Origin of the sequence: Sphingobacterium chuzhouense, from assembly GCF_014692525.1 — a bacterium.
In the GTDB taxonomy this organism is placed as follows: domain Bacteria; phylum Bacteroidota; class Bacteroidia; order Sphingobacteriales; family Sphingobacteriaceae; genus Sphingobacterium; species Sphingobacterium chuzhouense.
This window is the reverse complement of the sequence record NZ_JACNYL010000003.1, coordinates 455155-480006: the sequence shown is the minus strand read 5'-3', so window position 1 is coordinate 480006 and position 24852 is coordinate 455155. Positions and strand designations below refer to the sequence as shown.

Sequence of the window (24852 nt, the reverse complement as noted above, 5' to 3'; positions counted from 1 at the left end):
AAAGCCCTTATTTAAATGCTACCAATGCGTGACTTTCTTTTATAGACCAGCAGACTCATCAATAGGATGATACAAGTTGTAAATATACTACTTAAAATAGTACTTGCCAGTGTATATAGAAAATTAGAGAACGTAAACGTTTCTATAAGAAAAAGAAAGAAATGATGCACAAATGTACCAAAAAATACGTAGGATAGGAACCATTTAGTGCCCATTATCCCTAAGGAAGGTGTGTTAAAAGACTCTTTCAGTTCGACTTCTATGGTAATCTTATGGAAAAATATGCGAAATAGCGCTAATCCCACGCATGCTGCAGCATGTACGCCAACGGAATCGTAAAAAGCATCTATGGTTAATCCCGTTAAAAAGGAAATTAGAAACAGTAATAAATTTGGTAATCCTATTGGCAAAAGAAAGATGAAAAAGATATATGGATAAGTGGTCGCTACGTTGTAGTAGCCGATATTTTTAAATAAGGCTACCTGTAACAATACCATGATAATAAATCGGACAATATTTATGATGATTACTCTACCCATTGTCTTGGCTGTCAGCTTCTAATTCTTCTTTTTCTTTAATTAATAAATCTTTTACCACATATACATGATGTAAATTGCTGAAATTTGTAGATAGCTCTATCTTTAAATCTAAAAAGCTCTCTCCAGATGTTATGCCTGTTTCTACGATTTTTCCCACCTGGATGCCTGCCGGAAATAAAGAAAACCCAGAAGTATATACTTTTTCGCCTTTCTTAACCTGAACGTGATTCGGGATATCTCTTACCATTCCGTAACGGGGATCTATGCTGCTTCCCCAGACCAATGAGCCGATTACTTCGGAGCTATCCAACGTAACAGAAATTCTAGTGTCCGGATGCAATAACGACTGAACAGAACTGAAATGAGGAGAGGTTTGAAGCACCACGCCGACCACCCCATTGGAGGTGATAACACCCATACCTTTCTCTATACCATCAGCAGATCCCTTGTCGAGCGTGAGGTAATTATTCTTTCTATGGATACTATTGTTGGCAACATTCGCTACAATAAAAGCATATCGTCCCTGTTCGATGGAATCTACAATATGAACCGTGTCTGCAGAAGTATCAGCCTGGAGGAGATTTTGGATCTGTTGCCTCAACAACACATTTTCAGCAGCCAATTCCTCATTCGTTTCATTTAAGGAGAGGTAACTTTTCCAGGAGTTCACTTGTTCATAATATGAACCAATGATAACATGAGATGAATTGATAAAAGAAGATCGTTGGAAATTGTTGTTACGCACAACTAAGATAATGGATATTACAAAAAAGAGAATAAACCAAAATATAGCATTATATCTAACCAGAAATAGCCAAAGGTTTCTCATGTGTTTTGGTTTCTATTATTTAGCTGTCAACAAGAGGTAGAAAACGCTGTGAAGTATCTACAACATGTGTTATAAGCAAGTGTTGATATACTTCGATAGACCTCAGTATGACACAGGCTATAGTTCTAAATACAATTCAGCCTCAATGAATTATAATGCTTCTACTGCATTAAAAATTTAAATCTTCCAATGTTTTTCAACGCTATGCCTGTACCTCTAACTACGGCACGTAGTGGATCTTCGGCTACATGCACTGGAAGTTTTGTTTTTGCCTGTATACGTTTATCTAAACCTCGTAATAACGCGCCCCCTCCTGTGAGGTATATACCAGTTTGATATATATCTGCTGATAATTCGGGAGGTGTAATTTCTAATGCTTTTAGGATAGCCTCCTCGATTTTCGAAATTGATTTATCCAAACAATGCGCAATCTCCGTATACGATACGGTGATCTGTTTTGGAATCCCTGTCATGAGATCCCGGCCTTGTACCGCGAAGTCTGCTGGTGGATCTGTCAGTTCCGGAAGCGCTGCGCCCACTTCTATCTTGATTTTCTCTGCCGTGCGTTCTCCAATCATGATGTTATGTTGACGACGGATGTATTGCACGATGTCTGAATCAAAATTGTCTCCCGCTACGCGGATAGATTGGTCGCAAACAATACCAGAAAGAGCGATAACAGCAATTTCTGTGGTACCGCCACCAATATCGATGATCATGTTGCCGACCGGCTCTTCAACATCGATCCCTATGCCAACGGCCGCCGCCATCGGTTCATGAATCAAGTAGACCTCTTTAGCCCCTGCAATTTCAGCTGAATCGCGGACGGCGCGTTTTTCTACTTCCGTAATGCCTGAAGGAATACAAACTACCATTCTCAGGGAAGGAAAAAACCAAGACTTGCCTTTGTTCACTAATTTTACCATCCCGCGGATTAAATGCTCAGCAGCTGTGAAATCCGCTATTACACCATCGCGCAATGGTCTTACTGTTTTTATATTATCGTGGGTCTTTCCCTCCATCTGCATCGCTTGTCTTCCGATAGCAATCACCTTGTTGGTGGTACGGTCAAAAGCAACGATAGAAGGTTCGTCCACTACTACTTTGTCATTATGTATAATTAGGGTGTTTGCTGTCCCTAAATCGATAGCAACTTCTTGCGTAAACCAGTTAAATAACCCCATGAAGTATATATTATCTTGTTTTCAAATTTAAATGCAAACCTAAGTAAAAAAAATGGTTTTATCTACAACCCCAACACCCCTATATAATAATTAAATGTATCAATTTCCAACTCGTCTATGCTATCGGCTTTTATGGGTAAGGTCTGGAAGGTAGAACTGATCTCATAACGTGTTTTGGGCTGTCCTTTTTTTCCGATATGGACAGGCATTTTAAAGCCCGGCGTTTCAGCGATCCACCGACAAAAAAGGTTGCCGTTATTTCGCTGTATGATTTCCAATACCGGGATGCTTTTATGCTGAACATATTGTTCAAATACTTTTGTAAAGTTGATGTCCGATTCGCTATTTAGATAGGTTAAAATATCTTTATAATCTACCGTTTGATGGTAAAATTTATTGTTCAGTCCGCGAAGAATAGAACGCCAGGCATCATCATCGTCAATGATGGTTCGAATCATGTTATGTAACACACCGCCTTTAAGATACATATCACCGGAGCCTTCTTTATTAACACCATAAGGACCCTGCAACGGTTTGTCATTCGAAATGCCTTGCCGGTTACCGTTTATATATGCTTGACTAGCCTCTTTTCCATAGTGATAATCAATAAAAAGTGCTTCGGAATAATTGGTGAAACTCTCGTGTATCCACATGTCGGCCAGGTCCTTTGCTGTTATGTTGTTACCAAACCATTCATGACCGGATTCATGAACGATAATGAAATCCCATTTTAAACCCCAGCCCGTATCTGAACTATCTTCACCCAGATACCCGTTTTGGAATTTATTGCCATAGGCAATGGCACTTTGATGCTCCATACCCAGATGTGCCGTTTCTACCAATTTATAACCATCTTCATAAAATGGATAAGGTCCAAACCAATACTCGAAAGCTTCTAGCGTTTCTTTAGCATTTCTTTGTAAATGCTTGATCTTGCTTCGGTTTTCCTTCAGTACATAGTAGTCGATAGAAAGTGGTCCTCTTTCTCCGGCATAAGTCTCTGTAACATGGGCGTAATCTCCAATATTCAATGCAACGTTGTAGTTATTTATCGGATTGCACACTTTCCAGTGGTATTTGGTGTAATATTTATCTACCTTTTCAGTTTTTATTAGTCTGCCGTTAGAGACATTCATGACTTCGTTTGGAACGGCAACAGAAATCAGCATACTATCTACCTCGTCTGATTGGTGATCTTTATTTGGCCACCATACGCTAGCACCTAGACCCTGACAGGCAGTAGCTACCCAAGGTTTTCCTTTACTATCTGTTTTCCAATCGAACCCGCCATCCCAAGGTGCGCGGGTAGCGGCAATAGGGGTGCCGGAATAATAGACTTTAAAAGAGTCGATCTTTCCTTTCTGGATAATGTCGGGAAAGTCTACAAAAACAGCATTGTAGGACCGCTCAAAAGGTAGCTCTTTCCCTTGATATTCCACACGGTCTACCGAAAGGTTTTCAAAAAGATCAAATTGTAGTCTTTTGAAATCTTCAACAGATTCAAATCTAAAGAAATTGCTTCCTGATATAAAGCGATTGTTTATGTCTACTTTAACGTCTAGATGATAATATTTAATATCATAACATGTCCGAAAAGGTGTTAGTGTGCCGCGAAGGGAATCTGCTTTGGTAAATATTTCTTTTGCTTTCATTAACTGTGCTTTCGCTCCGTCGTTGGCAATAAAAAATAGAAGGAGAAATAAAGCGTATTGCATGTTTAGTTTCATCAATGATAAGTGGGATTTGTGAATTCCAAAGATAAAGATTTTAAGAAAATTACACACCATGAGCCACAAGTCACAAATCATGGTTCACAAGAAATATGTTGCCAAGCACCCGATAAATGGGCGACAATGTCACTAGCTGTAATACTTTTTTCATGGATAGACATTGCGGCAATGTCGCCGGCCAGACCGTGTAGGTATACACCTAACAGGGCGGCTTCTGTAGGAGCATAGCGTTGTGCCAGTAAAGAGGCAATAATACCAGAAAGGACATCGCCGCTACCGGCGGTAGCCATTCCCGGGTTACCTGTAGAATTAAAATGTACGCTGCCGTCTGGTAAAACAATAGCACTATTTGCACCTTTTACGACAACAATCTGTTGATAACGAATGGTCCAATCACGAACTTTTTCGATTTTTTCAAAGTCATCCTCCCATGAACCAATTAGACGCTCCAATTCTTTGGGGTGGGGAGTCAAAATACTATTCGATGGGAGGAGGGTATGCCAGTCAGGATTTTTTGCTAAGATATTTATAGCATCTGCATCGAATAGTAAAGTGGGTGTTTCGGACATTAATTTAAATCGCTCAAATAGTTGACGTAAAGCGTTTTCCGTATCTTGATGTGTTCCCATGCCCATACCCATACCGATGGCGCTATAATCCGCAAGTTGTTCCGGAAACAAGCTGATATGGGTTTCGAGAGGGTCTGTTTGTACCTGCGCTTCGGGAAAAGCACTCTGCAATATGGAATAACCGCAGGCGGGAATATAGGTTGTTACCAATCCGCACCCTGCTTTTAATGCCGCTTTGCTTGCTAAAATAATAGCTCCGATACTACCATAGCGTCCTCCAACGATGTAAGTATGACCATAAGTCCCCTTATGGGAGAACTTTTTTAGCGGATGTATTAATAGCTGAATGCATTCTTTTTGTGTATATTGGTAAGTCGTTGGTAACGTGTCTAATATGTTTTTGTCTAAACCAATGTCTAATATTTGAAAATTACCTGTAAACGCGGCATATTTTGGAAACAAGAGGCTAAGTTTGGGACAGGCAAAAGTATATGTTATATCTGCTTGTATAATCGGTGCTTCTAGGGGTGTAGGCTTATTTGCATAGAGTCCCGAAGGGATATCGACGGATAAAACAGGATTGGAGGCAGTGTTGATTTGATTAATAAGTTCTTCCCAACTATTATCCAGCTGACGGGACAAACCGTATCCGAATAAAGCATCGATAATTATACTTTTTTTTGGAAATTCCAGCTGGCTTTCCGTTGTTAATGTATAAATAGGTATGCCGATCTCGCGCAGACGCTCTTGGTTGATTTGGCTTTCGGCGCTGTAAGATGTATGTTTAAGTAGATAGATTTTAACGGCATGTCCTGCGGCGTGTAACATCCTCCCAACAGCTAATCCGTCTCCACCGTTATTACCGAAACCACATAAGATTAAAAAAGAAGCCTGCCGTTCGCCAATATATTGTTGTATCGCTTGAAATAACGCGCCCGCAGCACGTTCCATTAAGTCAGCAGGTACAAGATTTTGGCTCGTTATAGTGGCTTGTTCCCATTTGTACATAGCTGAGGTAGAAAGGATCTTCATCGTTTTTTATTTAAACTTAGATAAATTTGCTTTGACATGCAATTATTATCGGATCCAAATGAACACTTATATAAAAGCGGAAGATTATAGCATCATTTTATATCCAATTCCCCTGATATTTTTAATTTGTATGTGGGGATCTTTTATAAGATTCTTTCTTAGCCGACATATCAAAACGTCTAGACTGCGGCTGGGGCTAGCCGGTTTTTTACTCCAGAGCTCTTTTATAACAACATCCCGATCAAGCACGGTATTCCGATGTTCGTAAAGCATTTTGAGCAATACACTTTGCCGGTACGATAGGTCGATTGTTTCATTCCCAAAATGCAGTGTTTGTCGCCTCGTATTCAGTACATACTTGCCGATGTTCGTGCAATCCGCAGCTATATTTCTCATTTTCATGTTAGCTAACGCGCCAATCCGCGCAACCAATTCTTCCATAACAAATGGTTTTTTTAGATAATCGTTGCCCCCGACTTTATAACCGTTGAGCAAATCATCGGTCGACGTCAAGGCGGTCAAAAATAGGATCGGCGTAGCATTATCCTCTTCCCTTATTTTTGAAGTTAGGGCAAATCCGTTCATACCAGGCATCATGACATCTAAAACAATGATATCCGGCTTTTTTTTATGAAATAAATCTAATGCATCGGTAGCTGTCGACGCAAACCGAACATTAAACTCTTTTATTTCTAAACTCAACATGATGATTTGTGCAAGTTTAATTTCATCCTCAACAAGTAAGACGTCGATCATAAGTGGTAGTTTTTTGGAATTTTGATAATAAAAGTGGTTCCGCTATTTTTTTTGCTCTTTAGTTTTATCGTGCCTTTATGTTGCCGGACAATCTGTTTAACATAAGCTAGCCCTAATCCAAATCCCCGTTGATTATCGTCTCGCGGTACTCTGAAAAAGGGATCGAATATAAGTTCATGGTATGTGTCAGGTATTCCGATTCCATCGTCTGAAACGGTGATCGCTATAAATTCTCCTCCTCGGACGTCCTGGGTAGTAACTTTTATAATTTTTGCGCCATATTTGATAGCGTTGTCAAACAGGTTGGTGATAACGTTACCCAGATGGAGTTTATCAGCGTATAGAAGTCCCGTGACAAAATTTTCATAATCAAATTGAATGTCCTGCATCGAGCTTCCTACGCTAACCCGCGTGATGCATTTGGAAATGAGTTGCTCTATATGGATATGTTCGTAATGTAATTGCTTTCTGGTCGTATGATCGTCCTCAGCGACTTGCAACACGTTATCAATCATATCGGATAAATGTTCCAGCTCTTCCCGCGCAATGGACTGAAACATAGCTCGTTTTTCGATATCCTCTTTTTCGGTGAAGTTTTGCAATGCTTGGACGGCTGCATAAACGGTAGATACGGGTGTCCTTAATTCATGAGTCATTTGGTTGACAAATGCTTTTCTAAGTTCCGCTAGTTTATCTTGTTTAAAAATAGTTCGAAATAGATACACAAAACATCCCAGGATCGTGAGTACTAAAATAACTGCAAGGCTTAACTGCCAACTCAAGCTGTATATAGCCTGTCGCCATGGCAATGTTAGGGTCAATGTAATAAATTGGTGCTGTTGAGCATCAATGAGTAAGGGACGTGTGGTCAGGATAGTGCCCGAAAGGGATCTTACGGGTGTTCTAACGGCTGCAGGCAATATTATCCTGCCATCTTTCGTTATAAACTTTCCATCTTTTGCAGATAAAATGGCAAGTTCAAAATTTATCTTCAAATCGTTTTCGTTTAGTAATCCACGTAACCGATCATATAAAATGTTATAGGATGTGCTATCGAAATTCACGTGGCTGAACAGGAATCCGGGGAGAAGTTGGTGAGGACGGGGAGGCATGCGCATATCTCCTTTAGGAAAAGCGGTTCTCCTGGATTCTGGTGGAAAATGCATTGATCTATTCTGCTGTTTATCGTGTTGAATTTCAGACGGAAGTATCTTGTCTTTTATTCTTTCCATGATTTCAGAAAGCGAATCTGCAGATACGTTCGGATACGTTTTAATGAGTTCTTCGTGTAATGCTTTCTCAAAAAGAAACGTAGGTTTATTAATAATCTGTTTGTCTTCATGATATGCCGCTTGTACATACTCCTGGATAGCGTCAAACAACTGCCTTTCTGCAGTAGAAGCCGTATTTTCAATGTATTGATTATAGCTGCCATACAGCCACGAACTTAGGAGCCATACAATGCCGGCTCCCGATGCCATCAGTGGGATAAATAATAATCTAAGCCTGTGTTTCATTATGCCGCTCCATATTTATAGGTTCTGTTGTCGACCACTTGATTTTCTCTTCCGGACATTCCACGCTCTTCATTTTTGTTGTAAAAAAACGAAAAAGTTTAGAATGTGCTAACGCTATCATCCCTATATATCGCATGCATAACAGCTTGTTTAGATTTTATTTTCCGTCTTAATTTATTGATAGTTAGTGTTTAATGTCTTTGTTCTAATGTAATTCTTTCGGTATTTCGATTTAACCATATTTAACCCTATGAAACCTTAGTTAACATTAAATATCTACAGTTTTGTAGCAGAGATGAATCAGTATAATATGAGCGGTCTTAGAGAAGTTTATCACTATAGTATTTGGATACTTGTTTTGGTTGTTGTACAGTTTTTTAATGCTTGCAAAGGTGATGGACTGAATATCGGACTTTCGAACGAATCAGTCGGTGTTAATGCGGCCGATACATTGACCGTTGAAGCGAGTACTTTCCTCTTAGATCCATTGCCTACCACTGGTCAAGGTTTATTATTGGTTGGTCGTATACACGACGAGGATTTTGGTCGCATGGAATCGCGGTCATACTTTAGGTTATCAAACGAGCAGCTGGCTTTAAGCAGCCTGCCGGAAAATTCACGTTATGATTCCTTATCTGTAAGGTTTTTTTATAACGGTTATTCTTATGGTGATACCACGAAATATATTCGGCTAAATTTGCATCGCGTTATCGAAGATATAGAGCCTTACGAATTTCCGATCGCATTGGAAGACGATGAATATCCGGTATTTGCCAGTGGTGGTACGACTTTATTAGCCAATCGTGAATTTGCGTACGATAGCGAATCACTGGGCTCGGTATCCTTTCGGCCTCGCCCGAATACCCCGGAAGATACTGTCGTAACGATGAAATTAAATGACGAACTGGGGCAGACGCTGTTCGATATGGCGGTGAACGAAGATACGAGGTTGACGGTGAACGATGATTTTGTCAATTTTCTGAAAGGAATGGTATTGGTGCCAGCCGATGAGAGCGAAGGCGTAGTTTTAGGATTTAGAGACTCCATTGTATTTGAAGTTCATTATTCCCATGAAAGACAAAGTGACGGCATGCGGGAGGAAGGGGTAATCAGCTTTCCTATTGGGGCGAGTACCCACCAATTTAATCATATTATAACGGATAGGCAAGGAACGCCGTTGACTGATTTATCTGATCAAAACAATAATCTTGCTTCTTCATTAACCGGAAACCGCACTTATGTACAGGGGGTTACTGGGGTAGTTACGCGTTTAAGGTTTCCTTCTGCGAGACTATTTGTTAACGATGGTATAACGGCGGTAAGTAAGGCTCAGCTTATTATCGAAACAGATCAGTCAAAAGAATCTATTTTCCCACCGCCTAATGCGCTTATACTCATGCGGGCAAATCGATACGGTACGCCGGTTGCCATCTTACCCAATAGCTTTCAGAGCGATACGCAGACAGCCTATTACCAGGTTGGTAGTCAATCCGGAGGTGCAGCAAACGGGCAATATGTGTTTGATCTTACAGGTTACATGAATGAACTGCGGTATACAGTAGATGATGAAGCGGAAAGTCTCTTGCTTTCCTTGCCAACGACGAGCCTCCTATCCGCTGTTGATCATTTGAAAATCGCTGTAAGGGATGGTAAACCTGCTATTAAATTGCAATTATTTTACGTAAAATTCTAAAAACTAAATAAATATGAATTGGTTAATTAAATTACTTTTACTAACTGTTGTGTTATTTGCCGGTGCGGCATGTTCGTCTGATGACGATGATGACCCTGATGAATGGACAAAAGGAGCAGATTTTGAGGGGCTTCCAAGAAGTGGCGCTGCCAGTTTTACCATAGATGGTTATACGTATCTAACTACCGGTTACGGCACAAGTTCAAATAGATTTGTGGATACCTGGCGTTTTAACCCTACGCAGCAAAATTGGACCCGTGTGGCAGACTTCCCTGGTTCGGCGCGTAACAACGCTGTATCTTTTGTAATGAACGGAAAGGGTTATGTGGGATTGGGAACGAATTCCAACGTGATGTTCAAGGACTTTTATGCGTATGATCCTGTGGAAGATAAATGGACACAGGTTACAGACTTTGCCGGCGAAGCACGTTACGGTGCGGTCGCATTTACATTGAGGGATGTCGGTTATGTAGGTACCGGAAAAGATATGGATGGACAGGATTTTAACGATTTTTATAGTTATACGCCGGATGTTAATGGAGGAACCTGGACAAAAATTGCAAGTACACCTAATAAGCGCTCGTTCGCTTTCACTTTTGTGCTGAACGATTTGGTTTATCTTGGCGGTGGGACTAGCAATAACCAGAACGTATCCACATTCTATTCATTTGATGGAACGACATGGACACCGAAAGAGGATCTTTCTGGGCGTGATGATGATTATACCTATAATCTGACAAGATTGAGTCCGGCAGTATTTGTTTTAAACGGACATGCCTATATATCCGGAGGGTTGTCTGCAAACAATGGTTCGCCAACAACTTCTACATGGAGATACGTCGTATCGGGAGATTACTGGGAAGAACATCAGACGTTTGGAGGCTCGGCGAGACATCAGGCCGTGTCTTTTGTTCATGATGGAGCGGCTTATGTGGTGACAGGTCGTAGCGGTACTTCACCTTTTTATGACATGTGGCGGTTTATTCCTAACCCTTGGTAATGTAAATAAACACGATCAAAGATGAAAAAAATATATACCCTATGTTTTTTCCTGTCGGCGCTTCTAGATATAGCCGCTGGGCAAGAGTGGAAACTGAACTACGGCGTTTCCGCGGGCGCCACCAACTCCATCTATCTGTTGGAAAACATCAGCAGTGGGGTGGGACGATCTGCTTCTAAAACATACAATGGTCAGGTGTCGGGTTGGGCGATGATATCCCCCAATAAATACGTTGGTGCGGAGGGCGGATTGGCTATAACGGGATTAGGCGCGGTGCTTAACCAATCGGAATTTGGTAGTCGGGAGGTCCGACAGCACACCTATTGGCTTCAGGTTCCGGTTAATTTAGTCGCTAAGCTTCCTTTACGGGATACCAGTAACTTTTTTCTGAAAGCAGGTGGGTATGCGGGGTTTGGTTTATTCGGCAAAAATTATATTCCGGATAGCTACAGTGGCTCTGCTAAGCAGGGTTTTTCTTTCGGTGATAGCGGTACCCAAAAAGGTGTCGATTTTGGTTGGAACGTTAGCTTTGGTTACAAGCTTCGATCCGGATACTTGATAAATCTGGGATACCAGCGTGGGTTAAGGGATCTAGCTCCTGGCCAGGCAGCTTATGAGCAACGAAATCGTGCCTATACGGTCGGAATTGGATATGAATTTTAAGGAGACACCCTATTTCCATTTTTTTTAGGCATCACTTTTGCAAGGCTTGATACTAGGAAACAAAATTGTCAACTTATGATAAATAGAAGAATAATCATCATGGCCGTCCTACTTTCTGGTTTATTCCTCGCTAGCTGTGGGGGAAAGAAAAGATATGCCGCATTACAAATGCAGCATCAGGATTTGACCGAACGTTATCAACAAAGCCAGATGGAGCTGGCGGAGAGCCGCACGAAAGTTAAAAATTTAGAAGAGTTATTGGAAATCGAGCGCAAAAACAACACATCCTTGCGCGAAGCATTACAGCGTTTGCAGGGAACGTTGGACATGAGTATTAACCAAAATACGCAGGGAAACGTCAATATCTCAAAATTGGTTGACGAAATTAATGCGTCAAATAGATACATTCAGCATTTAGTGAATACCAAAAACAAAAGTGATTCGCTTAATATGGTGCTGACAAATAACTTGACCCGCTCATTGAGCCGAGAAGAGTTGCGGGACGTAGACGTGAAAGTATTAAAAGGTGTGGTATATATATCACTATCTGATAATATGCTTTACCGTTCGGGTAGCTACGAAATCTCTGATAGAGCTGGAGAGACACTTAGTAAAATTGCGAAGATCATTCAAGATTACAGAGAATATGACGTGTTGATCGAGGGTAACACAGACACCGATCCAATTTCACAGAAGAACATTCGAAACAACTGGGATTTAAGTGTATTACGGGCTTCGTCTGTTGTACAAGCGTTACAGAACCAATATGGTGTTGAACCGAAACGTCTGACAGCAGGAGGGCGAGGAGAGTACAATCCTGTTGCCGATAATACAACACCTGATGGAAAAGCAAGAAACCGCCGTACACAAATTATCATTACGCCAAAACTGGATCAGTTTATGGAGTTGATCGATAAAGCGCCGGAATCAAGCAAAGAACCGGAAATGCCTGCCCAGGGCGAACCGGTAGAACCTGCGGGTTTTTAAAAAATAGATTTTTTGGAATATAAAACAGGCAAGTGTTAAACTTGCCTGTTTTATATTTATACCTGTTGTCGTTTGCTCAAAGCTTTTAAAAATAAATAACCGCAGAGTCCAGATACTAACGATCCTAATAAAACGGCTAGCTTTGCTTCTTCAACATTTAACGGGTCACTAAATGAAAGTAGTGAGACAAAAATAGACATGGTAAAACCGATCCCAGCTAACATGCCTACTCCCACAATATGTGCCCACGTTGCTTTATCAGGCAATTGAGCAAGACCAGATTTTATACATACAAAGGAAGTGCTAAAGATGCCAATTGTTTTACCAACAAAAAGTCCAACCATAATGCCGAGACCCATATTCGACGTCAATCCACCAATCATCTCACTTTGGAAGGTGATGGCGGTATTGGCGATGGCAAATAAGGGAACAATAATAAAGTTGACCGGTTTGGCAATGGCATGCTCTAGTTTTTCAAGTGGAGATTCAACATCGCTATCGTTAGTTGGGATAGTCATGGCGACCAGGACGCCGGCAATAGTAGCATGAATGCCCGAGTGATGAATGAAATACCAAATAAAGATGCCGGGAACGAGATATAGCCATAAATTTCGTACACCAAAGCGATTAAATGCTACGAGAAGTAATAAAATGGCGCCTGCATATAGTAAATAAGTAAAGTGAAGTTCGGTAGAATAGAAAACAGCAATAACCAGAATTGCCAGTAAGTCATCTACGATAGCCAGAGCAGCTAAGAAAACCTTGAGGCTTGTGGGCACTCGCTTACCCAACATAGAAATAACAGCAAGTGCAAAAGCAATGTCCGTTGCCATCGGAATACCCCAACCGTGATGGGTTTCCGTGCCAGCATTGAACAACGTGTAGATGAGTGCAGGAACCAAAGCGCCTCCGATAGCAGATAATATAGGCAGGGCGGCTTGGCGTGGAGAAGATAATTCACCTTCCACCAACTCGCGTTTTATCTCTAGCCCTACCAATAAAAAGAAAATCACCATCAGCCCATCATTTATCCAATCGGCTACGCTATATCGGAGCTGGATGCTGGAGTTCTCAAATCCCAAATGGGTGCCAAGCAAATTATTAAACGCCTCAGATAATGGACTGTTCGCAATGATTAGTGATAAAATAAGGCATAAAAATAATAATATGCCTCCTCCTGTACTTGAATCTAAAAAGTCTTTAAGGGCTTTTCGGTTGATTAATTTTGCCATAACGCAGCGAAGTTATTGAAAATTATTTGTTTTCAGTACCTTTGAGAGTATGAAATGGGACGTCGTGAAAAAAGATTTCAAGCGCTACTTGCAATTGGAACGTAATCTATCAAACCATTCGATAGATGCTTATTTGAATGATGTACAAAAATTGGAAGCATATTGCAGCTTTAAGAAAGCGGAACTGAGCCAGATAGATACCCGTTTCATACAACAATTTCTCGTTTTTATCAATGACTTTAATATTTCAGCTTTTACACAGGCTCGGCTCCTTTCGGGATTGAGGACGTTTTTCGCATTTCTCCAGATCGAATATGACAGAAAAGATAACCCTACTGAATTATTGGAGTCCCCTAGATTAAACCGTAAAATTCCCAGCGTGCTGAATATCGAAGAGATAGATGCACTGATTGCGGCTATTGATTTATCTACATTAGAAGGAATGCGCAATAAAGCCATCTTGGAAGTATTATACGGATGTGGCCTGCGTGTTTCTGAATTGGTTACGCTAAAAATTTCCAACCTTTACTTAGATGTCGAGTTTCTCAAAGTAGAAGGGAAAGGCAGTAAGGAAAGGCTTATCCCTATTGGGCAACAAGCTATTAAATACTTGAAAATATATCTTGAAGAGGTGCGCCCGCATATCCCGGTACAAATGGGACATGAAGATATTGTATTTCTAAATAGGCGGGGAAAACAGCTGACACGTGTTATGGTATTTCTTATTATCAAAGATCTGGTAAAAAAAATCGGCTTGACAAAAGTGATCAGTCCGCATACTTTTCGTCATTCGTTTGCTTCCCATTTAGTAGAAGGTGGGGCGGATTTGCGTGCGGTACAAGATATGCTCGGCCATGAGAGCATTACGACTACCGAAATTTATACGCATATCGATAAAGATTATTTACAATCGGTCATTACGCAATACCATCCGAGATCATAAATATCAGCTTAATGCAACTAGGTAAATTTTAATTTGCAATACAATTGCATTTGATGTATCTTTGTGCCCATCTTATGATAGCAAAGATAGGACGGTTTATAGGTGTGATCATGACATTGGTTGTTTTATCAACAAGCAGTGGGCTTCACTATACGCACGACATTACACACCATCATGATTGTTCGTCTTCGGATCATCAAGAACATCATGAGGCAGATGAATGTGCGCTTTGTTGGTTTGTTTTACATCAAATAAGCCATCATTTTGTGTTTGAGACTTTATTACCCGATGTCGCGGTAAAAGAGCGCACAAGCCTGTTTAATGGCCTATACTATTTGTCCTGTCAGGATGGTGCAGAGCGTCTGCAGCAGAACAAAGACCCGCCCCGATATATATAAATCCACGAATTTCAGATTTATATCATTCATAAAATTTTTTGAATAAATGCAATACAAATGCTTAGCCCTATTAGGGATGCTATGGCTTTTTATCAACTTGTGTAACGGGCAACAGGAACACCCGATAAAAAAACAGGATTCCATCCATTTGCAGGATGTGGAAGTTATCGGCCGTCGCGGTGAATTATCCCATAGCGTACACCGTCTTTCTGCGCAAGAAGTGCAGGAAAATAAAGGGAAAACGCTGGCGGAATCACTAACGGATATTTCTGGCGTATCCACTATAGGCATGGGAAGCAGTATCGTGAAGCCCGTCATCAATGGGCTCCATAGCAATCGGATTCTCATCTTGAACAATGGTGTTCGCCAAGAAGGACAGCAATGGGGGATCGAACATGCGCCTGAAATAGACCCTTTTACCGCAAACCAATTGGAGGTGGTAAAAGGCGCACAAGGTGTCCGGTATGGAGCAGATGCTTTAGGTGGTGTTATATTAGCCTCGGCAAACGATATTGATTTAGACCGGAAATGGATGGGGAATATAGATCTAGTAGGGCAGTCGAACGGACGTGGAGGAGCGATAAATGCGCGTTTTGAAGGTGCCGTAAAAGTGCTTCCTGGGCTAGGTTGGCGCCTGCAGGCAAGTGGTAAAAAGCTGGGGAATTATAAAACAGCCGATTACTTTTTGGGTAACACGGGTATAGAGGAACTGAATTATGCGGGGACACTGCAATATAAACGGGACAAAAATCAACTGGAGTTATATTTTAGTCATTTTGGGACACAGTTAGGTATCTTTCGGGGTGCACATATTGGTACGGTTGAAGATATCCAAGCGCGTATAGATTACGGACGTCCTTTTGAAACGTACGATTTTAGTTATCAGATCGAGGCACCCCGACAAAAAGTAACACACGATTTAGTTAAAGCCTCTTGGGAGCATCGGTTTCAGGCCGACCGTAAATTGGAGGTGCAATATGGATTGCAACGGAACCATCGTCGGGAATATGATTTGCGGAGGGTAGAATCGGACGATATCCCCATGGCGGATATGGTATTGACAACACAAAGCTTGGATGTCGTTGTGAAGCAAGGGCATAGTTCGATAGGCGTACAATCTTTGATACAGGTTAATAATAATACACCGGGTACAGGTACGACGCCTATTATTCCCAACTTCGATAGCTACGCAGCAGGAATATTTGCAGTACATCAATTCCATATAGATAGATGGCATGCGGAAATAGGTGGTCGCTATGACTTTAAATATTTGGATATCGCAGGGTATCGTTATCGGCGGAGCATAATTGCGGACGATGGAACGATCGAGCAATATCTCCTAACGGATACGCGCAGGTTTCACAACGCTTCAGGGACAGCCGGTACCCTTTATCATTTTTCGCCAAAACTAAGTTGGAAAAGTAATATTGGACTCGCGTGGCGAGCACCTTCCGTCAATGAATTATATAGCGACGGTGTGCATCATGGAAGCGCGACCTATGAATTGGGAAATCCTGATCTCCGCAGTGAAAAAGGACTGAAATGGATAAATGCTTTTATATGGAGTGATGAACGTCTCCAGGCAACGATAGATGTGTACGCACAGATGTTGTATGGTTATATCTATGCACAACCCAACCCAGATGCTGTTCGTCAAACGATTCGAGGTACGTTTCCGCTGTTCGCTTATCAGCAGCACGATGCTTTCTTTTATGGAGCTGATTTACGTTTACGCTATGCGTTTCTGAATAGATTACATTATGACGCAAGCGCATCTCTGGTTCGTGCCCGTAATGTAGAATTGGATAGTTATCTCCCTTATATTCCATCAGCACGTCTTCAACAAGCACTTTCTTTGTCTTATCTGGGCGAATCTGAATCGGAGAGCTACCTCAAATTTGCCCATCGCTTTGTGGCAAAACAAACGCAATATGAGGAAGGCATGGATTATGTGGCGCCGCCGCCTGCTTATCATTTGTTTGATGTCGTGGTAAATAAGCAGATCAAAACGAATAAAAATACCGACACATCCTGGAATGTGATGCTGTCTGTAGAAAATCTATTCAATAGTTCCTACAAGGACTATATGGATCGTTTTCGGTATTTCGCCCATCAAATGGGTAGAAATGTAAACGTAAAAATTTCTTATCAATTTTAAAATTATCAAAATCATGAAACAGATTAATCTTTTTATTTTAGCAATCAGCATACTTTTCTTTGCCCCGTCTTGTTCAAAAGACGATCCCACACCAGAAGAAGATCAAGAGGAAGTGGGTACGGCTAAATTGGTTTTTACCGAAGTGGAGCGTGAGGCACACGGCGACCATTATGATTATAAGGATATTAACAACCCAGAAGTAGTAGAAGCTATATTCGAAGGTGAAAAGATGCTTCCGAAGGAAGGAACACACTTGCACTTGGATGTCGGAAAAACCTACAGACTGGAATTGTTTGCAACAGACTTTGCCGGTCGCGAGACACGGCAAACGTTTATTGATCGACATGATATTCACCAAGCGTTTATTCTAAAGAATCCTACAACAAGTCTTGAGGGAACGCTGGAATATGTATATGCGGATAGAGCTGCAGACAATAATAGGGTGAATGTGGGTGTCACAGGTTATCTGACCGTTGTTGAGAAAACCGAGACATTCGTATTACGTTATGTGTTACGCCATTTGAATCCGGGTGTAAAAGAGAGTATTACTGCTGACGATTGGAGCAATCCGAACTTCACGCAGTTTACCGGAGCGAATGATCTGGATTTAAAAGTGGAAGTGCATTTAGTTGATGATGAGCACGAGCATGATCATTAAAAAAAGCAGTTGGCATTTATATTTCTCATTTCGATTTTAAAGTAATGTAAAAAATAGTATTTTTGCCAGCGCAGTCTCCGTAGTTCAATGGATAGAATTTCAGATTCCGGTTCTGAAGATATGAGTTCGAATCTCGTCGGGGACACAAAAAACTTCAACAACAGCGTTTTCATAATACGAAAACGCTGTTTTTCTTTTCTGAAATTATGTATTCCATAACAAATAATATTCTTTATATAATGCTGCATTCGAAATATTGCGGAAACATATGCGAAAAAACCGTAGAAATTTTGTAGGTTTACGCTATTCGGTTATTATAAACAACAAATTAAATTACGAATGAATCTATTAAAACCTATCGCAATAGCATTTTTATTGCCCGGATTATGTCAGCTCAGTCAAGCTGCCCCAACGACGATGTTTGAAGAATCACGTAGTATTCTCCGTGCCGATACGCTGTCTTGGGAGGCTCCTTTGCCTTTTGATCACGAAGTCAAAACGGGTAAACTGGAAAATGGCTTTCAATATTTCATACGAAAAAATGCGGAGCCTAAAGATCGAGTTACGATGTATTTAGCAACCAAAGTCGGTTCTATTTTAGAATCAGAACAAGAATTGGGTTTGGCCCATTTTATGGAGCACATGAATTTCAATGGTTTAAAGCATTTTCCTAAAAATGAGTTGGTAAACTATTTACAAAGTGCCGGTGTGCGCTTCGGAAGTGATCTCAACGCGTATACGGGCTTTGATCAAACGGTCTATCAGCTACCTATCCCGTCGGATGACCCCGAATTGTTAAAAAACGGGCTTCAGGTGTTACGGGATTGGGCACAGGATGCTTTATTGACAGATGAAGAAATTGATAAGGAAAGAGGGGTTGTGTTAGAGGAAATGCGTGGTGGACGCGGTGCTCAACAACGTATGCGCGACCAATATCTTCCTATTATGTTAAATAATTCACTGTATTCCAATCGCTTGCCTATCGGTACGGAAGAGATAATCAAGAATTTTTCGTACGACGTATTACGTGATTTTCATAAAAAGTGGTATCGCCCAGATTTACAGGCGTTGATTATTGTAGGCGATGTTGATTTGGAGGCAATAGAGGCAGAAGTACGTCGGTTGTTTGGCGATTTGAAATCGCCTGAAAACCCGCCTGAACGCGTGGAGCATAAAGTTCCATTATTGGATAAAAATCAGTTTATAGCCGTGACCGACCCCGAAATGACCTATACGTTGGGGCAAATTTCCATAAAACATAAAGAAGAAAAAGTCGAAACCGTTCGCGACTTTAGAAGAAGCATTTTAAAATCGGTTTATAATACGATGTTAAATGCGCGCCTTTCCGAGCTGTCACAATCTGCTAATCCGCCTTTTATACAAGCTAATGTCGGGATAGGTGGATTCTTGGGCGGACTGGACGCCTATACGGCTTTTTTTGCGGCAAAGCCGAATGAGTTTGAAAATGGTTTTAAAGCGTTGGTTCGCGAACTGGAACGCGTACAAAAATATGGCTTTACAGAAACGGAATTTGGACGCGCAATAGTGGCTATTCAGAAGAACAATGAAACCGCTTATATTGAACGTGATAAGAAGAAATCAGATAGCTATGTAAATCGATATTTAAATTTTTATCTGGAAGATAGCCCCGCGTTGAGCAATGAAGACTCCTACAAACTATATAATCAGCTACTACCTACCTTGACGTTAAAAGAGGTTGAGGAAATAGGAAAGGAGTTTTATGTGGATACGAATCGGGATGTCATCATCATGGCGCCTGATAAAGAGAAGGAGAATCTTCCAGACGAGCAGCGTGTAAACACATGGTTTGATGAAATAGAGGGGGAAGAAATCAGTGCGTACGAAGATAAAGTATCTGATTTACCATTGCTTTCGAAGGAACCTCCAGCAGGTAATGTCGCTTCTGTAAAGGCTATGGAGACGATAGAAGCCAAAGAACTAACGTTGAGTAATGGAGTAAGGGTAGTTTTGAAGCCTACAACATTTAAAAACGATGAAATTTTAATCAGTGCCTTTAGCCCAGGTGGAACTTCGCTATACGGTGACGACGACTATTTTTCTGCTGCGCAAGCTGCTAGTTTGGTCAATAGTAGCGGAGTGGGGCAGTTGAATACAATTGAGCTCCGTAAATATATGACAGGCAAAAATGTCAACATTAGCCCATATATAAACGAACGTAGCGAGGGAGTGTCTGGCTACACCGATAAAGAGGGTTTAAATACCGCTTTTGAATTGATTTATGGTTATTTTACCGAACCTCGGATTGAGGACGATATATTCCAAAGTATTATTACGAGATCGTTGTCTATGATCAGCAATCAGGAGAGCGATCCAAATTTTGTCTTTAGAAAATCAATTTTGGAGAGCTTATATAACGGTAGCATCCGTCGTGTTCCTATTTCTGAGGAAGGTATCAAACAGATTGACAAAGAACGTGCTTTGGCCATTTATAGAGAGCGTTTTGCAGATGCATCGGATTTTGTATTTACGATTGTTGGTTCTTTTACAGAAGAAGATATTAAACCGTATCTAGAGAAATACTTAGCTGCTTTGCCGGTTTTGGATCGTAAAGAACAGTCGAAGGATTTAGGGCTTTATGAACCCGAGAAAGGTTTTGAAAAAATAGTGCGTAAAGGTCAGGAAGAAAAAGCGAATGTAATGCTGACTTATTATGGTGATTACACGTATAGTGAGATAGAAAATCTGAACATGAATGCTTTGGAGAGAGTTTTGAGTATTAAGCTAATTGAGCGTTTACGGGAAGAAGAAAGTGGCGTATATGGAACGGGAGCGAGGTCGTCAACAAGTAAAGAACCGAAAAATCGTTATAGTTTTACCGTATCATTCGGTACGGGTGTAGATCGATATGAATCTTTAATAGCATCCGCATTGGACGAAATCAATAAAGTAAAACAAAATGGTCCGTTGGCTTCTGACTTAGAAAAGTTCAAGATAGAGCAAAAGCGTCAATTGGAACTTTCCTTGAAAGAAAATAAGTTCTGGATGGGGCAGATTTCGGGTGCATACCAACGTGAAGAAGATCCGACGTATATAAATCGCTATCTAGAAGATTTGGAGAAGGTATCGGCAGAATCTATTAAAGAGGTCGCCAACAAATATCTGAAGGAAGAAAAGCTATTTAAGTTTATTCTTTTACCAGATGAAAAATAATCTGTATAAAAAAATGCGCAGCTTTCGGGCTGCGCATTGCTAATAATGTGTCGGCGATTAGCCTAAATAAGATTTTAAAATTTTACTACGCGACGTATGGCGAAGACGCTGTAAGGCTTTATCCTTGATTTGACGTACACGTTCTCTCGTCAAGCTAAATTTTTCACCTATTTCCTCAAGGGATAATTGGTGATTGGTTCCTAATCCGAAAAACAAGACGATAATTTCACGTTCTCTCTCTGTCAAGGTTGCCAATGAGCGTTTAATCTCCTCAGATAGCGACTCATCAATCAATATACTATCCGTATCCGGATCTGCATTTTCCAATACGTCCAAAAGGGTATTTTCTTCGCCTTGAACAAATGGTGCATCCATAGATACATGTCTTCCTGAGTTGCTTAACGTGTCTGACACTTTGTCAACAGTAGTTTCTAAAATATCAGCCAGTTCCTCCGGAGACGGCTCGCGCTCATATTCCTGCTCCAATTTGGAAAAAGCTTTGCTGATCTTGCTCAATGAACCCACTTGGTTCAAAGGTAGACGTACAATACGTGATTGTTCAGCAATCGCTTGCAAGATAGACTGGCGAATCCACCATACGGCATAGGAGATAAACTTAAACCCTTTTGTTTCATCAAAACGTTTTGCTGCCTTAATTAAGCCTAAATTGCCCTCGTTAATCAAATCGCCTAATGTAAGACCTTGATTCTGATATTGTTTAGCAACAGAAACAACGAAACGTAAGTTGGTTTTTGTCAATTTCTCCAAAGCAACTTGATCACCTTCGCGTATGCGTTGCGCCAAGATCACTTCTTCTTCTGCGGTAATTAAGTCTACTTTACCAATCTCGTGCAAATATTTGTCTAACGACTGTGATTCGCGATTGGTAATGGATTGTGTAATTTTGAGCTGTCTCATTTAATGTATAAATACCTTTCTCTTTTGAAATGTCTGCAAAAATAGTGAATTTTACCCATAGTTCCTTCATATAAGTGTAAATTATATACTCTGTATGAGGAAGTTAACATAGGGGGTTTAGTGTAAAAATAACAGCAAAAATTATTCCAAACCCCATTGTATTATTAAGTAAAACGTAGGAATTCCGAATTTGTTTTATCTGTTTTATTTAAACGCTACTTGTAACGCCTTTGTTATGAAGTTCTTAATTTGAAAGATGAATGAAATTTTGTCATTCAATAAAACTTATTTTATATTAGGATTGTTACTTATAGGTACAATATGTCATATTTAAAATGAGAAGTTATGCCAATTAAAATTCATTTAGATAAGATTATGTCCGAAAAGAAAGTCTCCTTAAATGAGCTTAGTCATCGCGTGGGGATAACGCTGTCAAATCTTTCTATTATCAAAAATCAAAAATCGAAAGCAATTCGGTTAAGTACCCTAGAGGCACTTTGCAAGGCACTGGATTGCCAGCCAGGTGATATGATCGAATATATAGAAGAAGAAAAATAAGACCGGTCAATCAAAGCGATATCCTCTCAAAAACTCGTCGATTTGCATCCTTTTTTTACCTTCGAGTTGGAGTGAGGTAATGGAAAGCGAACCATCTTGCGTAGCAAATGAAAGGAAAGTTTTTCCATCAGTGACATACGCCCCCGGTGATCTGTCGAGAAGTTCTCCTTTTTCTGTTTTAAAAATTTTCAAAACTTTTCCATCTAACAACGTATATGCAGCAGGATAAGGGCTCAATCCCCTTATTTGATTATATACTTGCTCTGTAGGTCTATCCCATATTATTTTGCAGTCTTCTTTAAAAATCTTTGGCGCTGTTTTAAGTTCTACGGTTTCCAATTGTGCTTGAGGAACGGGTTGGACATTGTCATTTTTTATCGCATGGACAGTTTTCAGTAGCACTTCAGCTCCGGCGGCCATCAATTTGTCGTGTAGTATACCGGCTGTGTCCTGAGGATCAATTTCTACACGTTGCGAAAATAGGACATTGCCTGTATCTATTTCATGTTGCAGCAAAAACGTGGTCACACCAGTATAGGTTTCGCCCTGAATGATGGCGTGATTGATGGGAGCAGCACCCCGGTATTGTGGAAGAAGTGATGCGTGGACATTGATCGTCCCGAAAGGAGGCATGTTCCATACCACTTCCGGTAGCATGCGGAAAGCTACAACAACCTGCAGGTCTGCACGGTAGGATCGTAGTTCTCCAATAAACTCAGAATTTTTTAGTTTTTCTGGTTGCAGTACCGGCAAACCTTGCTGTACGGCATATTTTTTAACAGCTGATTCATGCATTTTCTGCCCTCGTCCCGCTGGTTTATCTGGCGTAGTAACTACTGCGACAACCTCTTCGCCAGCCTGTAACAACGCCGCCAAAGATGCAACTGCAAAATCAGGGGTACCCATAAAAATAATCCGCATATATTTTTCTATTTTTAGTATCGAAACGAAATGATGCTAAGTGACAAAAATTATTAACTTTGCGAAGTTACAAAATTAATATTCACCTTGAATTTTCCTTACTTTTTAGCTAAGCGGATCACATTCATGGGGCATCGAACTTTTTCGAAGCTTATTGTCCGTGTGACTATAGGAGCGTTGGCACTGGCCATTTCTGCTATTATTTTATCTGTTGCTATATTGAATGGGTTTAAACGGGAGATTATTGAAAAACAAAGAGGATTCTTCGGAGATATTGTAATAACTAAAAATGATCTGAATGCTTCGTACGAAAATACTCCCATTCAGCTATCATCCGAAAACCTGAAACAACTGGAAGCATTGCCTCAGGTTGTGGATATTACACCTTTTGCTACTAAAGCAGGTATTATGAATGTCGATGGACAAGTGGAGGGTGTACTATTGAAAGGGGTAGATCAAACCTATAATCAACAATATTTACAAAAAAATATTGTAAAAGGAGACACGCTTGACTTTTCCTCATCAGGCAATACACAACTCTTAATTTCGGAATATTTAGCAAATAGATTACAATTGGATGTGGGGGATAAGTTTATTATGTATTTTATCCAAGATCCGATACGTAGACGTCCTTTTACTATTCAAGGTATCTATACCACGCATTCGGAAGAGTTGGATAAAACGTATGTCATCGGGTCGCTAGATTTGATTCGAAGGCTGAATGACTTACAAGAAAATGAAGTGGGCGCATATCAAATCCGGATAACGTCTTTTGACTTGTTGGAAAACACGACACAAGAAATTGAGCATATGCTACCCATCGAACTGGATGCAACCAATATTGTACAGCAAATGCCTGATATTTTTAACTGGCTGAATATGCTCGATATGAACGATAACATCATTTTTGTGTTAATGGTTATCGTAGCTGTTATCAATATGGTGTCTTCGTTACTGATCAGTATTTTGGAGCGTTCTTCCATGATCGGGATATTGAAAGCTTTAGGATATCCAAATGGGGGAATTCGACAAGTCTTTTTGTATGGTTCCATGTATCTTATCGGTGTCGGATTGCTTATAGGAAATTTAATTGCTATTTCCCTTTATTTTTTCCAAACCCAGACACACTTTTTTAAACTAGATCCCTACACCTATTATATTCATTATGTACCGATGGATATTGTATGGTATGAAGTCGTTGGTTTAAATGTCGCCATAGCGATAATAGGTCTGCTGACCTTATTTATTCCCGCGATGCTCATTAGCCGGATTTCACCAATTAAAACGATACAGTTTAAATAATTCATTACCAGTAATGTTGGTTCGCCTAGATCCTAAGGATTAGGAAATAGGCTAAAGTTTTCTTATTTTCCAC

At 40.5% G+C, this 24852-nt stretch carries 21 protein-coding genes and 1 tRNA gene; 12 read left to right on the top strand and 10 right to left on the bottom strand.

Features of this window, described 5'->3' with window-relative positions:
- Positions 1–11: 11 nt before the first annotated feature.
- The 7 genes from H8B21_RS14150 to H8B21_RS14120 all read right to left on the bottom strand — a co-directional run bounded on the left by H8B21_RS14150 (position 12) and on the right by H8B21_RS14120 (position 8156).
- Entirely contained in the window at positions 12–539 is a 528-nt protein-coding gene (locus H8B21_RS14150; RefSeq protein ID WP_190314414.1) for a rod shape-determining protein MreD, read from the bottom strand.
- The gene (mreC, locus tag H8B21_RS14145) at positions 532–1368 is read right to left on the bottom strand and encodes a rod shape-determining protein MreC (RefSeq protein ID WP_190314413.1); all 837 of its coding nucleotides are present in this window, start codon (positions 1366–1368) and stop codon (positions 532–534) included. The genes H8B21_RS14150 and mreC overlap by 8 nt, the downstream gene beginning before the upstream one ends.
- A gap of 161 nt (positions 1369–1529) precedes the next feature.
- Positions 1530–2552: a rod shape-determining protein gene (locus tag H8B21_RS14140; RefSeq protein WP_105716189.1), complete on the bottom strand. Its 1023-nt coding sequence runs from the start codon at positions 2550–2552 to the stop codon at positions 1530–1532.
- Positions 2553–2614: 62 nt separating this feature from the next.
- On the bottom strand, positions 2615–4279 hold the full coding sequence (locus H8B21_RS14135) for a M1 family metallopeptidase (protein ID WP_223815039.1): 1665 nt from the start codon (positions 4277–4279) through the stop codon (positions 2615–2617).
- Between the two features lie 77 nt (positions 4280–4356).
- Positions 4357–5883 (bottom strand): NAD(P)H-hydrate dehydratase, encoded by a 1527-nt coding sequence (locus tag H8B21_RS14130; RefSeq protein ID WP_190314412.1) that lies wholly within the window; start codon positions 5881–5883, stop codon positions 4357–4359.
- Positions 5884–5967: 84 nt separating this feature from the next.
- Entirely contained in the window at positions 5968–6639 is a 672-nt protein-coding gene (locus H8B21_RS14125) for a response regulator transcription factor (RefSeq protein WP_190314411.1), read from the bottom strand.
- Positions 6636–8156, bottom strand: a complete 1521-nt coding sequence (locus H8B21_RS14120; RefSeq protein ID WP_190314410.1) for a sensor histidine kinase — start codon at positions 8154–8156, stop codon at positions 6636–6638. Before H8B21_RS14120 ends, H8B21_RS14125 begins: the two co-directional genes overlap by 4 nt.
- Positions 8157–8466: 310 nt before the next feature.
- Between H8B21_RS14120 and H8B21_RS14115 the strand changes: the two genes are divergently transcribed.
- The 4 genes from H8B21_RS14115 (at position 8467) to H8B21_RS14100 (ending at position 12499) form a co-directional block, all read left to right on the top strand.
- A complete protein-coding gene (locus H8B21_RS14115) occupies positions 8467–9849 on the top strand; it encodes a DUF4270 family protein (RefSeq protein WP_223815038.1) in 1383 nt (460 codons plus the stop codon).
- A gap of 13 nt (positions 9850–9862) precedes the next feature.
- Positions 9863–10849, top strand: coding sequence for a Kelch repeat-containing protein (locus tag H8B21_RS14110; protein ID WP_190314408.1), 987 nt, complete (start codon positions 9863–9865; stop codon positions 10847–10849).
- Positions 10850–10870: 21 nt separating this feature from the next.
- The gene (locus H8B21_RS14105; RefSeq protein ID WP_190314407.1) at positions 10871–11512 is read left to right on the top strand and encodes an outer membrane beta-barrel protein; all 642 of its coding nucleotides are present in this window, start codon (positions 10871–10873) and stop codon (positions 11510–11512) included.
- Positions 11513–11587: 75 nt separating this feature from the next.
- On the top strand, positions 11588–12499 hold the full coding sequence (locus tag H8B21_RS14100) for an OmpA/MotB family protein (RefSeq protein ID WP_190314406.1): 912 nt from the start codon (positions 11588–11590) through the stop codon (positions 12497–12499).
- 56 nt (positions 12500–12555) lie between these two features.
- On the opposite strand, the gene nhaA is transcribed toward H8B21_RS14100, so the two are convergent.
- Complete coding sequence (gene nhaA, locus H8B21_RS14095; RefSeq protein ID WP_190314405.1) at positions 12556–13731, bottom strand: Na+/H+ antiporter NhaA; 1176 nt, start codon at positions 13729–13731, stop codon at positions 12556–12558.
- Between the two features lie 49 nt (positions 13732–13780).
- Here nhaA and xerD point away from each other — a divergent pair, with 49 nt between their 5' ends.
- The 6 genes from xerD to H8B21_RS14065 all read left to right on the top strand — a co-directional run bounded on the left by xerD (position 13781) and on the right by H8B21_RS14065 (position 21080).
- Positions 13781–14674 carry a site-specific tyrosine recombinase XerD gene (gene xerD, locus H8B21_RS14090; RefSeq protein ID WP_190314404.1) on the top strand — a complete coding sequence of 298 codons (894 nt, stop codon included), beginning with the start codon at positions 13781–13783 and terminating at the stop codon, positions 14672–14674.
- A 74-nt stretch (positions 14675–14748) separates the two neighbouring features.
- The gene (locus H8B21_RS14085; protein WP_190314403.1) at positions 14749–15072 is read left to right on the top strand and encodes a hypothetical protein; all 324 of its coding nucleotides are present in this window, start codon (positions 14749–14751) and stop codon (positions 15070–15072) included.
- A gap of 46 nt (positions 15073–15118) precedes the next feature.
- Entirely contained in the window at positions 15119–17230 is a 2112-nt protein-coding gene (locus H8B21_RS14080) for a TonB-dependent receptor (protein ID WP_190314402.1), read from the top strand.
- Positions 17231–17243: 13 nt separating this feature from the next.
- The gene (locus H8B21_RS14075) at positions 17244–17888 is read left to right on the top strand and encodes a hypothetical protein (RefSeq protein ID WP_190314401.1); all 645 of its coding nucleotides are present in this window, start codon (positions 17244–17246) and stop codon (positions 17886–17888) included.
- Positions 17889–17961: 73 nt separating this feature from the next.
- Positions 17962–18033, top strand: a tRNA-Arg gene (locus H8B21_RS14070).
- A 194-nt stretch (positions 18034–18227) separates the two neighbouring features.
- Positions 18228–21080 carry a M16 family metallopeptidase gene (locus tag H8B21_RS14065; RefSeq protein WP_190314400.1) on the top strand — a complete coding sequence of 951 codons (2853 nt, stop codon included), beginning with the start codon at positions 18228–18230 and terminating at the stop codon, positions 21078–21080.
- Positions 21081–21137: 57 nt separating this feature from the next.
- On the opposite strand, the gene H8B21_RS14060 is transcribed toward H8B21_RS14065, so the two are convergent.
- Positions 21138–21998 carry a sigma-70 family RNA polymerase sigma factor gene (locus tag H8B21_RS14060; protein ID WP_105716195.1) on the bottom strand — a complete coding sequence of 287 codons (861 nt, stop codon included), beginning with the start codon at positions 21996–21998 and terminating at the stop codon, positions 21138–21140.
- Between the two features lie 345 nt (positions 21999–22343).
- Between H8B21_RS14060 and H8B21_RS14055 the strand changes: the two genes are divergently transcribed.
- A complete protein-coding gene (locus H8B21_RS14055; protein ID WP_165293240.1) occupies positions 22344–22556 on the top strand; it encodes a helix-turn-helix domain-containing protein in 213 nt (70 codons plus the stop codon).
- A gap of 6 nt (positions 22557–22562) precedes the next feature.
- Here the strand turns inward: H8B21_RS14055 and fmt are convergent, their stop codons facing one another.
- Positions 22563–23477, bottom strand: coding sequence for a methionyl-tRNA formyltransferase (fmt, locus tag H8B21_RS14050; RefSeq protein ID WP_190314399.1), 915 nt, complete (start codon positions 23475–23477; stop codon positions 22563–22565).
- A 126-nt stretch (positions 23478–23603) separates the two neighbouring features.
- Here fmt and H8B21_RS14045 point away from each other — a divergent pair, with 126 nt between their 5' ends.
- Positions 23604–24779 (top strand): ABC transporter permease, encoded by a 1176-nt coding sequence (locus tag H8B21_RS14045; protein WP_223815037.1) that lies wholly within the window; start codon positions 23604–23606, stop codon positions 24777–24779.
- Positions 24780–24852: the final 73 nt, after the last annotated feature.

What these genes read in the sequence shown, in the direction of transcription:
- fmt (WP_190314399.1), bottom strand. Translation starts at nt 23,477, where the DNA reads ATGCGGATTATTTTTATGGGTACCCCTGATTTTGCAGTTGCATCTTTG.
- H8B21_RS14045 (WP_223815037.1), top strand. Translation starts at nt 23,604, where the DNA reads ATGGGGCATCGAACTTTTTCGAAGCTTATTGTCCGTGTGACTATAGGA.
- H8B21_RS14100 (WP_190314406.1), top strand. Translation starts at nt 11,588, where the DNA reads ATGATAAATAGAAGAATAATCATCATGGCCGTCCTACTTTCTGGTTTA.
- H8B21_RS14105 (WP_190314407.1), top strand. Translation starts at nt 10,871, where the DNA reads ATGAAAAAAATATATACCCTATGTTTTTTCCTGTCGGCGCTTCTAGAT.
- H8B21_RS14125 (WP_190314411.1), bottom strand. Translation starts at nt 6,639, where the DNA reads ATGATCGACGTCTTACTTGTTGAGGATGAAATTAAACTTGCACAAATC.
- H8B21_RS14115 (WP_223815038.1), top strand. Translation starts at nt 8,467, where the DNA reads ATGAGCGGTCTTAGAGAAGTTTATCACTATAGTATTTGGATACTTGTT.
- H8B21_RS14085 (WP_190314403.1), top strand. Translation starts at nt 14,749, where the DNA reads ATGATAGCAAAGATAGGACGGTTTATAGGTGTGATCATGACATTGGTT.
- mreC (WP_190314413.1), bottom strand. Translation starts at nt 1,368, where the DNA reads ATGAGAAACCTTTGGCTATTTCTGGTTAGATATAATGCTATATTTTGG.
- H8B21_RS14130 (WP_190314412.1), bottom strand. Translation starts at nt 5,883, where the DNA reads ATGAAGATCCTTTCTACCTCAGCTATGTACAAATGGGAACAAGCCACT.
- H8B21_RS14080 (WP_190314402.1), top strand. Translation starts at nt 15,119, where the DNA reads ATGCAATACAAATGCTTAGCCCTATTAGGGATGCTATGGCTTTTTATC.
- H8B21_RS14060 (WP_105716195.1), bottom strand. Translation starts at nt 21,998, where the DNA reads ATGAGACAGCTCAAAATTACACAATCCATTACCAATCGCGAATCACAG.
- H8B21_RS14135 (WP_223815039.1), bottom strand. Translation starts at nt 4,279, where the DNA reads ATGAAACTAAACATGCAATACGCTTTATTTCTCCTTCTATTTTTTATT.
- nhaA (WP_190314405.1), bottom strand. Translation starts at nt 13,731, where the DNA reads ATGGCAAAATTAATCAACCGAAAAGCCCTTAAAGACTTTTTAGATTCA.
- H8B21_RS14140 (WP_105716189.1), bottom strand. Translation starts at nt 2,552, where the DNA reads ATGGGGTTATTTAACTGGTTTACGCAAGAAGTTGCTATCGATTTAGGG.
- H8B21_RS14150 (WP_190314414.1), bottom strand. Translation starts at nt 539, where the DNA reads ATGGGTAGAGTAATCATCATAAATATTGTCCGATTTATTATCATGGTA.
- H8B21_RS14065 (WP_190314400.1), top strand. Translation starts at nt 18,228, where the DNA reads ATGAATCTATTAAAACCTATCGCAATAGCATTTTTATTGCCCGGATTA.
- H8B21_RS14055 (WP_165293240.1), top strand. Translation starts at nt 22,344, where the DNA reads ATGCCAATTAAAATTCATTTAGATAAGATTATGTCCGAAAAGAAAGTC.
- H8B21_RS14120 (WP_190314410.1), bottom strand. Translation starts at nt 8,156, where the DNA reads ATGAAACACAGGCTTAGATTATTATTTATCCCACTGATGGCATCGGGA.
- H8B21_RS14075 (WP_190314401.1), top strand. Translation starts at nt 17,244, where the DNA reads ATGAAACAGATTAATCTTTTTATTTTAGCAATCAGCATACTTTTCTTT.
- H8B21_RS14110 (WP_190314408.1), top strand. Translation starts at nt 9,863, where the DNA reads ATGAATTGGTTAATTAAATTACTTTTACTAACTGTTGTGTTATTTGCC.
- xerD (WP_190314404.1), top strand. Translation starts at nt 13,781, where the DNA reads ATGAAATGGGACGTCGTGAAAAAAGATTTCAAGCGCTACTTGCAATTG.